General features: G+C 53.4%; 11 protein-coding genes. 7 read left to right on the top strand and 4 right to left on the bottom strand.

The features are described from left to right. Positions 1 to 43 precede the first annotated feature (43 nt). Positions 44 to 1,864 (top strand): ABC-F family ATP-binding cassette domain-containing protein, encoded by a 1,821-nt coding sequence (locus tag AC6CHM_RS13300; protein ID WP_498173482.1) that lies wholly within the window; start codon positions 44 to 46, stop codon positions 1,862 to 1,864. An 89-nt stretch (positions 1,865 to 1,953) separates the two neighbouring features. On the opposite strand, the gene AC6CHM_RS13295 is transcribed toward AC6CHM_RS13300, so the two are convergent. From AC6CHM_RS13295 to AC6CHM_RS13285, 3 genes are all read right to left on the bottom strand, one after another. Beyond that, a complete protein-coding gene (locus tag AC6CHM_RS13295; protein ID WP_498173481.1) occupies positions 1,954 to 2,904 on the bottom strand; it encodes a Bug family tripartite tricarboxylate transporter substrate binding protein in 951 nt (316 codons plus the stop codon). A gap of 107 nt (positions 2,905 to 3,011) precedes the next feature. After that, positions 3,012 to 3,377, bottom strand: coding sequence for a cell division protein ZapA (locus AC6CHM_RS13290; RefSeq protein ID WP_115054117.1), 366 nt, complete (start codon positions 3,375 to 3,377; stop codon positions 3,012 to 3,014). Positions 3,378 to 3,394: 17 nt separating this feature from the next. Further along, the gene (locus AC6CHM_RS13285) at positions 3,395 to 3,667 is read right to left on the bottom strand and encodes a DUF4164 domain-containing protein (protein WP_115054118.1); all 273 of its coding nucleotides are present in this window, start codon (positions 3,665 to 3,667) and stop codon (positions 3,395 to 3,397) included. 294 nt (positions 3,668 to 3,961) lie between these two features. On the opposite strand from AC6CHM_RS13285, the gene tkt reads away from it, so the two are divergent. The 5 genes from tkt (at position 3,962) to AC6CHM_RS13260 (ending at position 10,378) form a co-directional block, all read left to right on the top strand. Continuing rightward, the gene (gene tkt / locus AC6CHM_RS13280; protein ID WP_440810565.1) at positions 3,962 to 5,947 is read left to right on the top strand and encodes a transketolase; all 1,986 of its coding nucleotides are present in this window, start codon (positions 3,962 to 3,964) and stop codon (positions 5,945 to 5,947) included. 57 nt (positions 5,948 to 6,004) lie between these two features. Next, positions 6,005 to 7,012: a type I glyceraldehyde-3-phosphate dehydrogenase gene (gap, locus tag AC6CHM_RS13275; protein ID WP_115054120.1), complete on the top strand. Its 1,008-nt coding sequence runs from the start codon at positions 6,005 to 6,007 to the stop codon at positions 7,010 to 7,012. 123 nt (positions 7,013 to 7,135) lie between these two features. Next, positions 7,136 to 8,329, top strand: a complete 1,194-nt coding sequence (locus tag AC6CHM_RS13270) for a phosphoglycerate kinase (protein ID WP_498173479.1) — start codon at positions 7,136 to 7,138, stop codon at positions 8,327 to 8,329. Positions 8,330 to 8,502: 173 nt separating this feature from the next. Beyond that, entirely contained in the window at positions 8,503 to 9,528 is a 1,026-nt protein-coding gene (locus AC6CHM_RS13265; protein WP_307280904.1) for a class I fructose-bisphosphate aldolase, read from the top strand. Positions 9,529 to 9,616: 88 nt separating this feature from the next. Beyond that, a complete protein-coding gene (locus AC6CHM_RS13260; protein ID WP_307280902.1) occupies positions 9,617 to 10,378 on the top strand; it encodes an SGNH/GDSL hydrolase family protein in 762 nt (253 codons plus the stop codon). Positions 10,379 to 10,383: 5 nt separating this feature from the next. Here the strand turns inward: AC6CHM_RS13260 and AC6CHM_RS13255 are convergent, their stop codons facing one another. Beyond that, positions 10,384 to 10,545, bottom strand: a complete 162-nt coding sequence (locus AC6CHM_RS13255) for a hypothetical protein (protein ID WP_307280899.1) — start codon at positions 10,543 to 10,545, stop codon at positions 10,384 to 10,386. Positions 10,546 to 10,666: 121 nt separating this feature from the next. Between AC6CHM_RS13255 and AC6CHM_RS13250 the strand changes: the two genes are divergently transcribed. Then, complete coding sequence (locus AC6CHM_RS13250) at positions 10,667 to 12,577, top strand: propionyl-CoA synthetase (RefSeq protein WP_498173477.1); 1,911 nt, start codon at positions 10,667 to 10,669, stop codon at positions 12,575 to 12,577. Positions 12,578 to 12,614: the final 37 nt, after the last annotated feature.

The following is a 12,614-nucleotide window of genomic DNA, read 5'->3' as shown; positions in this document are numbered from 1 at the left end:
AGCCCTGACAAAACCTGCTCGAACTCCCGGATTGATACGTTTGATGGCTCCACCACTGTTACGCCTTGATAGAATTGCCCTGACTTTCGGTGGCACGCCCCTTTTGACCGATGCGGCCATCTCTGTCAGCGAGAATGATCGCATTGCGCTTGTAGGACGCAACGGTTCGGGCAAATCGACACTGCTTAAAATCGCCGCCGGATTTGTCGTCCCAACGGACGGCGAAGTCTTCAAACATCCGGCTGTCACGGTACGCTATCTGGCTCAGGCACCCGATATGGATGGATTTGCCAATGTGCGGGCCTATGTCGAAGCGGGACTTGGACCGGCAGATGATCTTTACCGTGTCAGTTACCTGCTTGAGCATCTGGGACTGACGGGGGAGGAAAAGCCGGAAAATCTTTCGGGAGGAGAAACACGTCGTGCTGCTTTGGCAAAGGTTCTTGCACCGCAGCCGGATATCCTTCTGCTTGACGAGCCGACCAACCATCTTGACCTGACAACCATTGAATGGCTGGAAAGTGAGTTGCGCCAGATACGCTCGGCCATCGTGGTAATATCGCATGACCGGCGGTTTCTGGAGAATGTCAGCCGTTCTACCATCTGGCTTGATCGAGGCGTTACGAAACGGCTCGATCAAGGGTTTGGCTCGTTCGAGGAGTGGCGCGACAAGGTTCTGGAAGAAGAAGAGCGCGACCTGCACAAACTTGGACGTCAGATTGTACGCGAGGAACATTGGTTACGATACGGCGTTACGGCACGGCGCAAACGTAACATGCGTCGGCTCGGCGACCTGCAATCCATGCGCAGCGAGTTTCGTAACCATCGTGGCGCGCAGGGCAAGGCGGTTCTCAAGGCCAGCGATGCCAAGGAATCTGGCAAGCTTGTTATCGAGGCGGAACATCTTTCCAAGAGCTATGATGACCGCATTCTCGTGGATGATTTTTCCACCCGTATACAACGCGGAAATTGCGTGGGATTTGTCGGGCCGAATGGAGCGGGTAAGACGACGCTCCTCTCCATGCTGACAGGATTGCTCAAGCCGGATAGCGGCTTTGTCAAACTGGGAACAAATCTTGAGATTGCGGTGCTGGATCAGCGGCGGGACAGTCTAAATCTTGAACAAACCTTGTCAGACTATTTGACCGACGGGCGCGGAGAGAATGTTATCGTCAATGGCGAGCAGCGCCACGTTGCCTCCTACATGAAAGACTTCCTGTTTCAACCGGAGCAGTTGCGCACGCCAATCCGCGAGCTATCGGGTGGTGAGCGCGCACGTCTGATGCTGGCGCGGGTCTTGGCGCGACCTGCCAATCTGCTGGTTCTCGATGAGCCGACGAATGATCTCGACATGGAAACGTTGGATCTGTTGCAGGAATTGGTTGCTGGCTTTGCCGGGACAGTGCTGCTCGTCAGCCATGATCGCGATTTCCTTGACCGTACCGTAACGTCAGTCATTGCTCCCGAAGGCAGTGGAAAATGGCTGGAATATGCCGGTGGCTACACGGATATGCTGGCGCAGCGCAAGGAAACTGCCATTGCGACCCGGAAGGAATTGAAAGCCGCCAAGCCGCAGGCTTCATCTGGTGTGGCTTCTGAAAAGGCGCCTGCTGCACGCGATGAAAAGCGCAAACTCTCCTACAAGCAGAAATTTGCACTCGAAACGCTTCCAGCTAAAATTGAAGCGCTGCATCGCGAAATTATCAATTTGGAAAAGAAGCTGGCCGATCCAGATCTTTTTGCAAAGAATCCGGCCCTGTTCAACAAGACGGTTGAGGAGATCGGCAAGAAGCGTGCAAGTCACGAAGCGCTCGAGCACGAATGGCTCGAGCTTGAAATGCTCCGTGAGGAAATTGAAGGCTAGATTAAACTCGCAATTGTGCCCAATGATCGGAACGAAAAACCGGGATTCCAGTTCTCGTTCCGATTTGAAAGACAGCAGTAAATAAGCGGTTATTCTACGAGCTTCAGCTCACGGAATGTTGCGAGGACCGTCGCCTGCTGTTCTTTGATATAAGCGGCAAATTCGGTGGATGGCTGGTAAAGATCAACCCAACCATGCTTTTTCAATGTTGCTTGCCATTCCGGGCTTTGCGCCATTTTAGAAAAGGCTGCATCAATATCCTTCGTCTGTTCTTCCGACAGGTTGGCTTGTCCGAGGAAGCCGCGCCAATTGACCAACTCAACATCGACCCCTTGTTCCTTCATCGTTGGCACATCAATGCCTTCGAGCCGCGTTGCAGAAGAAATCCCGAGTGCTCGCACTGTTCCGGCTGAAATTTGTCCGGCAAACTCGGAATAGCCGCCTGCACCAACGGAAATATGCCCTCCCATTACCTGTCCGAGCATCTCACCTCCGGCACCGATGGCGACGTAATTCATCTTGGAAAGATCGCCGCCAATTGCCTTGACGATCATGCCATACAGCAAATGGTCGACACCACCGGCGGCGAAACCGCCCAACGATACTGATCCCGGATCAGCTTTGAAGGCTTTGACCAGATCATCCATATTTTTCAATGGCGAATCTGCCGGGACGACCAGCGTAAGATACTCGCCTGTCATCCGCGCGATGGGCTTGGTCTGGTCCATTGTTACGGGTGCGTTATTGGTCAGGATCGAGCCAACCATGCCGATCCCCGTAACAATGAGGCCCGTATCGGGATATTTCTTCGAAACAAATTCGGCCAGGCCAATAGTGCCACCGGCTCCCGGTCGATTAACAACCTGGATGTCGCCAGCGAGCTCGAGGTCCTGAAGCGATTGTTGTGTCGAGCGTGCCAATTGATCATAGCCGCCTCCCGGACCTGCCGGAGCGATGATTTCGATATTCTTTACCGCGTCGGCCTGAGCCGATGAGGCCATGCCAAAGGCCAGCGCAAAAGCAAGCGTGCGAAGTTTCATGTATTTCCTCCCTGAAAGCTCCCTTGCTTTGCACTTTTGTACAAAGCCTTCAGAGGCTGCGGGAAGAATCTGTCATGGAGCTGTCTTTGAGGAGGGCAGGAAATCCGTCAATTGGCCTTCGGAGCGAGACGCGCTGCAAGCGTTTCGATGCGTCCAGCCACCTCGGACAGAACGCCAGTAATAGCCGAATCATTCTTGTCGGCCTTGGCTAACGCCTCATCCCGGCTCTTGCGCAAGGCTTCCGCTTCATTTTCCAGACCGGTCAGACGCAACTGCAATTCATGGAGTTCGTCTGTAACCATGATGCCGGCCATAACTGTCAGGCGCAGATCGCCAATCTCGCCGAACGAGGATTTCAGGTGTGTCACGTAACGATCAAAACGTTCTGCCAGACCGGTCAGATGTTGTTCCTGACCCTCGTCACAGGCCATTCTGTAGGCTTTGCCATCGATCGTTACGGTAACGGTAGCCATGGTTGTTTCTTCCTGTTCTATCGATCAAGGACCGTGCGGATGGATTCCATCGCAGCGACAAGGCGGCGTGAAACTTCTTTATTTGCCGCCTCAAGACGCTCAGCCCGCCCTTCAGACGCATCAAGCTCCTGAGCCAGCTTACGCCGGTCCATGTTCATCCGCTGGACCTCTTCTTCCGCTTCAGCAAAATCGCCCTCATGCTCAAGACGCATTTCAACTGCATTCTCAAGCGTGGAGAGGGATTTGGCCAATCTTTCCAGTACTTGTTTGAGGGTGGCTTCAGATGCCATTTTCGACGTTTCCCCTGTGTCTCAATCTTTTCAGCGAATCGCAAAAAGAAGAACGACTTATGACAGAGAGTCTAGTGGTTACATTAATGCTGCGTCAATCAATCCGAACGGCGCCGTGGCACTCATGCACCGATAATAATGTGCTCCAATGAATGTCTTCCTGCAATACCGTCCCAATTTGGCCAGCTTTTGTTGACTCCCTCTCGACACCTGCTATTTGTCGCGTGCCTTTTGGATATTGTCTAACCGGCATCCAGAAACGGCATCTCTTTTCCACTTCGAAAGACGGTGACTATGACCAATTCTGAAAAATCCAATCAAATGGCCAACGCAATCCGCTTTCTATCTGCGGATGCAGTGGAAAAAGCAAATTCCGGCCATCCCGGACTTCCCATGGGCGCAGCCGACATTGCGACCGTCCTTTATACAAAGTTCCTGAAATTCGATCCAAAGGCTCCGCACTGGCCGGACCGCGACCGTTTCGTACTGTCCGCAGGTCATGGTTCGATGCTGCTTTATTCGCTGCTTTATCTGACCGGCTACGAAGATATTGACATCGACCAAATCAAAAATTTCCGCCAGCTTGGCTCCCGTACCGCTGGGCATCCTGAATATGGTCATGCTGCCGGTATTGAAACAACAACTGGTCCATTGGGTCAGGGCCTTGCCAATGCTGTTGGCATGGCTTTGTCCGAACGCATCATGAATGCGCATTTCGGTGATGCTCTGGTCGATCACTACACCTATGTCATTGCCGGTGATGGTTGCCTCATGGAAGGCATCAGCCAGGAAGCGATTTCACTTGCTGGTCATCTCAAGCTGAACAAGCTTATCGTTTTCTGGGACCACAACAACATCTCGATCGATGGTCCGGTTACATTGGCCGACAATACCGATCAGCCAGCCCGTTTCGAGGCTTCCGGGTGGAATTCAATCAGCGTCGATGGCCATGATCAGGATGCGATTGCCACCGCTATCGAGCGCGCCAAGAAATCCGACAAGCCGACACTGATCGCCTGCAAAACCACAATCGGTTTTGGTGCTCCGACCAAGGCTGGGACGAACAAGGTTCACGGTTCGCCGCTTGGTGCCGAAGAACTCGCCGGTGCGCGCAAAGCGTTGGGCTGGACTTCGGAGCCTTTTGTCGTACCTACAGAAACTCTCGACGAATGGCGCCTTGCCGGTCTGCGTTCTGCCAAAGAACATACCGCATGGACTGAGCGTCTGAATGCGACTGACGCGGAAATCCGTTCGGAGTTTGAGCGGCGCATGCGCGGTGATCTGCCGGGGAACTTCGAAGCAACAATTACAGCTTACAAGAAGAAGCTTTCTGAAGAAAAGCCAAAGGTTGCGACCCGCAAAGCTTCTGAAATGGCGCTTGAGGTTATCAATGGCGTGGTTCCTGAAACAATTGGTGGCTCCGCCGATCTGACAGGTTCGAACAACACCAAGACCAGCCAGACCAAGGGGATCACTCCTGAGGATTACGGCCAGCGCTATGTTCACTACGGTATCCGGGAACATGGCATGGCAGCAGCGATGAACGGTATCGCACTTCACGGTGGACTCATTCCATATTCTGGTACCTTTTTGACTTTCTCCGATTACGCACGCGGCGCCATGCGTCTGTCGAGCCTGATGGGTATCCGCGTCATCTATGTCATGACCCACGATTCCATCGGTCTTGGTGAAGATGGCCCGACGCATCAGCCGGTCGAACATCTGGCAGCCCTGCGTGCAATTCCAAACAATTATGTCTTCCGTCCGGCGGACGTTGTTGAAACAGCTGAGTGCTGGGAAATTGCGCTCAAGTCACGCACCACGCCATCAACCATCGCACTGACCCGTCAGAATCTGCCGACGGTTCGTGACGTGCATTTTGATGAGAATAAATGCGCTTACGGCGCCTATGAACTTGCCACTGCAAGCGGCAAGGCCGAAGTGACCATATTCGCAACCGGTTCGGAAGTCGAAATCGCTCTCAGTGCAAGAGCACAGCTTGAGAAAAACGGACATCCAACGCGGGTGATTTCGGTTCCTTGCTTTGAGCTCTTCGAAGCTCAGAGTGAAGAATACAAGCGCACATTGATTGGCGATGCGCCGGTCAAGGTGGCTGTTGAAGCTGCGATCCGCATGGGCTGGGACCGGTTTATCGGCACGGACGGGATTTTCATCGGAATGAACGGCTTTGGCGCGAGCGGTCCGATTGAAGAACTCTACGAGCATTTTGGCATTACGGCGTCACATATCGTCACTGCTGCTGAAGCAAAGTTGAAATAATCCATCTCGTTCCTCTATGATCCATTCAAGGGCTCCATACCCCTCAGGAGAAAAAACATGACAGTTCGCGTTGCAATTAACGGATTTGGCCGCATTGGCCGCAACGTTCTTCGCGCTATCGTAGAATCAGGCCGTACCGACATCGAGGTTGTTGCCATCAACGACCTGGGTCCTGTCGAGACCAATGCTCACCTTATGCGTTACGACAGCGTTCATGGACGCTTTCCCGGTACGGTAACAGTGGCTGGCGACACAATTGACGTGGGCCGTGGCCCGATCAAAGTCACCGCTGTTCGCAATCCAGCCGAATTGCCGTGGAAAGAGTTGAATGTCGATATTGCGCTGGAATGCACAGGCATTTTTACGGCCCGCGACAAGGCTGCAGCGCATCTTGAAGCTGGCGCAAAGCGCGTTATTGTTTCGGCTCCTTCCGATGGCGCCGATCTGACTGTCGTTTTTGGCGTAAACGATCACAAGTTGACCAAAGACCATATGGTCATTTCCAACGCTTCCTGCACGACAAATTGCCTTGCGCCGGTTGCTTATGTACTGAATGAAGCCGTTGGTATTGATCACGGGTTCATGACCACGATCCATAGCTATACGGGCGATCAGCCAACGCTGGATACAATGCACAAGGATCTCTATCGTGGACGCGCAGCTGCCCTGTCCATGATCCCTACTTCGACCGGTGCTGCCAAGGCTGTCGGTCTGGTATTGCCTGAACTCAATGGCAAGCTCGATGGCAGCTCCATTCGCGTTCCAACGCCGAATGTGTCTGTGGTCGACTTCAAATTCGTTGCCAAGAGATCCACTAGCGTTGCGGAAATCAATGATGCGATCAAGTCGGCGGCCAATGGCAAGCTGAAGGGCATTCTGGGCTTTACCGATGCCCCGAACGTGTCAATTGACTTCAATCACGATTCGCATTCATCGATATTCCACATTGACCAGACCAAGGTTATGGACGGCACATTTGTTCGTGTCCTTTCCTGGTATGATAATGAGTGGGGCTTCTCTAGCCGCATGAGCGACACAGCCGTTGCTTTCGGCAAGTTGATCTGACCGGCTTTGAAGTGATTTGATTTCAAATGGCGGGTCGACACACCCGCCATTTTTGTTTTTGATGGTTATACAGTCGGCTATACGGGCTTTCCCAAGCGGCTGTGTGCAGATGAGGTGAGTTTCATGACAAATTTCAAAACGCTTGATGATGCTGATGTTGCCGGAAAGCGTGTTCTCGTACGCGTTGACCTGAATGTTCCGGTGAGCGATGGCGTCGTGACAGATGCGACACGGATAGAACGCGTAGCTCCAACTATCCAGGAACTATCGAAAAAGGGCGCAAAGGTCATTTTGCTTGCCCATTTCGGTCGTCCGAAGGATGGCCCGGACCCACAGTTTTCGCTGGAGCCGATCGCCCATGCCGCCGCAAAGATAATTGGCCACAGTGTGCATTTTGCTGCCGATAGTATCGGTGAAAAGGCTGCTGAAGCTGTCGGCAAGCTGAAAAATGGCGATGTGCTGCTTTTGGAAAATACGCGTTTTCATAAAGGCGAAGAAAAGAACGACCCGGAATATATCAAGGCGCTGGCAGTCAATGGTGACATCTACGTCAATGACGCTTTTTCCGCTGCGCACCGTGCGCATGCTTCGACAGAAGGTCTGGCTCGTGTTCTGCCAGCCTATGCCGGACGAACGATGGAAGCAGAGCTTAAAGCGCTGGAAAAGGGTCTCGGCGCACCGAAACGCCCTGTCGTGGCCATTGTCGGCGGCGCAAAGGTTTCGTCCAAGCTGGATCTGCTCGGCAATCTGGTAGAAAAAGTCGATGCACTGGTCATTGGCGGCGGCATGGCAAATACATTTCTGGCGGCGCAGGGCGTCAAGGTCGGCAAATCGCTGTGCGAACACGATTTGGCCGGAACCGCGCGCGAGATCATGGCAAAAGCGAAAGCAGCTAACTGCACAATCATTCTTCCGGTGGATGCCATTGTGGCTTGGCATTTTGAGGCCAATGCCCCATTCCACGCCTATGGGCTCGATGCGATCCCCGATGATGGCATGATCCTTGATGTGGGTCCGCAATCCATTGAGCGCGTAAAGGCGGCAATTGATGATGCATCCACCCTCGTCTGGAACGGCCCGCTTGGTGCCTTTGAGCTGACGCCATTCGACAAGGCAACGGTGGCCGCAGCCCGTCACGTTGCGCAGCGTACCAAGGCCGGACATCTGGTTTCGGTTGCTGGCGGCGGAGATACCGTGTCGGCGCTCAATCATGCCGGAGTCGCCGATGATTTCAGCTATGTTTCAACTGCCGGAGGCGCTTTCCTTGAATGGATGGAAGGCAAGCCATTGCCCGGCGTCGATGTGCTGAAGAAGTAAGTTTTGCTCCCTGATCAAGCCCGGAAATCGGGCTTGATTACCAATTATAAGAAAATGTTATCCGGTTAAATCGGTTGAAAAAATTTCAATCGTTTCAGTTACTTGGTGCACCGTTTCGTTTGTCATAGGCTTCTGTTATGGGGCGGATAAGGGAAAAAGGAGTACATCAGTCTATGAGCGAACGTCTGGAAGATATAGCGGTTGCAATGGTTGCCAATGGCAAGGGCCTCCTTGCCGCCGATGAAAGTTCAGGAACAATCAAAAAGCGGTTCGATAGTATCGGGCTGGAATCCACCGCCGATAGCCGCCGCGACTATCGTGAAATGCTGTTCCGCTCCGATGAGGCGATGAAGAACTACATTTCCGGTGTCATCCTTTACGATGAAACCATTCGCCAGAATGCCAAGGACGGAACATCACTGGTCAAGATCATGCAGGATGCAGGCTGCATTCCAGGCATCAAGGTTGACGCAGGCGCCAAGCCGCTTGCTGGGTTTCCCGGCGAAACCATCACAGAAGGTCTGGATGGTCTTCGCGAGCGCCTAGCGGAATATTACAAGCTTGGCGCACGCTTCTCCAAGTGGCGGGCCGCTATCTCGATTTCCGACGGTCTGCCAACATGGGGTGCCGTGAAGCAGAATGCCCAAGCTCTGGCACGCTATGCCGCGCTTTGTCAGGAAGCTGGAATTGTACCAATCGTTGAGCCGGAAGTGCTTATGGACGGCACACCGGGCAATCACTCGATCGAACGCTGCTATGAAGTCAGCGAATGGGTTCTGAAGACCGTATTCGACGAGCTTTATGATGCACGCGTTGTTCTGGAAGGCATGATCCTCAAGCCGAACATGGTCGTTGCAGGACAGAAGGCCCAGAAGGCTTCCGTCGAGCAGGTTGCTGAGCTGACTGTGCGCCTGTTGAAGTCGACTGTTCCATCCGCTGTACCAGGCATTGCATTCCTGTCCGGCGGTCAGACGGAAGAAGAAGCAACAGCGCATCTATCGGCGATGAACGCTAATTTCACCATGCCTTGGAAGCTGACTTTCTCCTATGGTCGTGCCTTGCAGGCAGCAGCGTTGAGCGCCTGGAACGGGAAGTCAGAAAATGTTGCAGCAGGTCAGCGCGCCTTTGCACATCGTGCAAAAATGAATGGTCTTGCTGCCACTGGCGGCTGGAAGAAAGACCTGGAAAAGGCTGCTTAAGGGTCTCTTAAGCATTTTTTATCCAAAAGCGTATCTCATGGAGCCCGGGGAATCAGCCCGGGCTTTTTTATGGGACAACCAAAGACGAATGAAACCTGCGCCATTCCATCCTTTGCTGAGTTGGTTTCTTTATCCTGTCTATGCATGGCAGGGGATAAATGTACGATTGAAGACAGAGCGAATGATTCCGCCTGTTGGCCTGCCCGTGGGGGAAATTGCGGGCAAAGATCCGGCTATCCGGCTGCTTGTTCTGGGGGACTCGTCTGCCGCAGGGGTGGGTGTCACTGATGCATGGCAGGGGCTTTGTGTACGGTTGGCGGTCTATCTGCAGGGCCGGACAGGCCGTAAGGTCATCTGGCGTGCTGCAGGGTTCAATTCAGCAACATCGGGACAATTGCGCGATCATGTTGTGCCAAATCTGGAACGCGGAATGTGGACGCATATCGTTCTTTCAACCGGCACGAATGACACAAAGAATTTTCACTCGCTGCCACGCTTCAAGCGTGAGTTTGGCGGGCTTCTTTATGCACTGAGAGCGAAATGGCCTGAGGCCCACGTGGTATGGTCACAGGTGATCGATTTTCGCGATGTTCCGGCTATGCCTCCATTGCTCGGGCGTATTCTGGAAGGACGCGCTGTCGCAATCAACAAGCTCGGCGAAAGATTGTGCCGCGAGCGAATGGCTATTCCAGCGCTTCGCCTACCAGTGGAATCTGCCGAAGGTTTTTCCACGGACGGCTTTCACGCTTCGGCATTGGGCTATGATGCTTGGGCAAAACATCTCGTCCCCTACATCCTCAATCGCCCCCAGGTCGATGAGAAGGATGCCGCTTCCCCCGCTGGCGGCTAAACGCATTATCCTACGTGTCTTGAGACGCCAACGACCAAAATAGCCAGCACTGCTCCGACGGCGATTTTCCAGAAATCCTTGCGCTTTTTCAATCCGGGCAAGCCGAGCGGCTTGAATAGATGCAGCGCCATAATGACTATGAAAACAAAGGACAGGATTTTGGTCATGGATGATCTGTCTGCAATATCCTGTTGATTGAATTGAGCAGTGTGCCAAGCGCGGAGAATTGTCAATTCGCCCTTTGACTCCGCCTTCCGGATTTAGGATGCTTCTTACGGGAGGAATTTCATGACATCACTATATGCGCAGGTCTATCAGGATTGGCAGGCCGATCCCTTGGCATTCTGGGCCAAATCAGCAGTAGCCATCGATTGGATCAAGCCGTGGGATACGGTTTTTGATCCAGACAGTGGCCCTTATGGCCGTTGGTACGCGGGAGCTGAATGCAACACCTGTTACAACGCCGTAGACAGGCATGTTCTCGCAGGGCGTGGCGATCAGGACGCGCTGATCCATGATAGCGCCATAACAGGAACGGTTCGCAAGATAAGTTATAGTGATTTACAGGTCGAAATCGAGGCATTGGCGTCGGTGCTGGTCGATAAAGGGGTGGGGAAGGGGGATCGCGTTATTATCTATATGGCGATGGTGCCTGAAGCCGTTGTTGCAATGCTCGCATGCGCGCGCATTGGTGCAGTTCATTCGGTTGTCTTCGGAGGATTTGCCGCTAACGAGCTTGCAACAAGGATAGACGACGCCAAGCCGGTTATGATTATCGCTACGTCCTGCGGGCTGGAACCGGGCAGGGTGGTTGCTTACAAACCGATGCTCGACAAGGCTATCGAACAGGCCCAGCACAAAGTGGCTACTTGTCTGATCCTTGTGCGCCCGCAACAGCCGCATGAACTGGTTTCGGGGCGGGATATTGACTATGCCCAAGCAGTTGCCGCCTCTGCGGGGCGTAAGGTTCCCTGTGAGCCTCTTAAATCGACTGATCCGCTTTATATTCTTTATACATCAGGTACGACGGGACAGCCAAAAGGCGTTGTTCGCGACAATGGCGGCCATCTGGTCGCCTTGGCGTGGTCGATGGGCGCAATCTATGACACCTACCCGGGAGATGTGTTCTGGGCGGCTTCGGACATAGGCTGGGCCGTCGGCCACTCCTATATCGCTTATGCGCCACTTTTCGTTGGGGCGACGAGCATTCTTTATGAAGGCAAGCCGGTTGGAACGCCCGATGCTGGTACATTCTGGCGCGTAATCGCTGACCACAAGGTCAAGGTACTATTTACCGCGCCGACCGCATTTCGGGCGATCAAGAAAGAAGACCCCAAGGGCGAGCTTATCGGCAGATATGATATTTCTTCGTTGAAGTATCTTTTCCTGGCGGGAGAGCGCGCCGATACGGATACGATCAAATGGGCCGAACAAAAACTAGGCGTTCCGGTCATAGATCATTGGTGGCAGACCGAAAGCGGCTGGCCCATGGCAGCCAACCCGGCGGGGCTTGGAATGTTGCCGGTAAAATATGGCTCGCCGACGGTCCCAATGCCCGGTTATGACGTGCAGGTTCTTGACGATGCAGGTCATCCAGTCAAGCGCGGCGAGCTTGGCAATATCGTGGTCAAACTGCCCTTGCCGCCGGCATTCCTGCCGACATTGTGGAATGCGGACCAGAGGTTTCGCGAGGCGTACATCAGCGAGTTTCCGGGATATTACAAGACAGCAGATGCAGGCATCATGGACGAGGACGGCTATATCTATATTATGAGCCGCACCGACGACATCATCAATGTTGCCGGTCATCGCCTGTCGACCGGGGCGATGGAAGAGGTTCTTTCCAGCCATCCGGATGTTGCCGAATGCGCTGTTATCGGCATTGCCGACAGTGTGAAAGGTCAGGTTCCTTGCGGGTTCATTGTGCTGAAATCCGGCGTTACAAGGAGTGAAGCCGATATTGAGCAAGATTGCGTTGCTTTGATGCGGGAGAAGATTGGCCCGGTTGCTGCGTTTAAAATGGCCATAACGGCAAAACGTCTGCCCAAGACGCGCTCCGGTAAAATATTGCGGGGCACCATGCAGAAGATTGCCGATCAGGAGCCGTGGAATATGCCCGCAACGATTGACGATCCAGCGATTCTTGAGGAAATCCAGTTGGTGCTCAATGCACGAGGAATTGGTCTGGTTACTGGTTGACCATCTGCCATCCAAGGTTAAGCTCTGTTGTCAAATT

This window comes from Phyllobacterium sp. GQ127 (assembly GCF_059758635.1).
The sequence above is the reverse complement of the archived record's forward strand: the minus strand, read 5'-3'. Positions and strand labels throughout refer to the sequence as shown.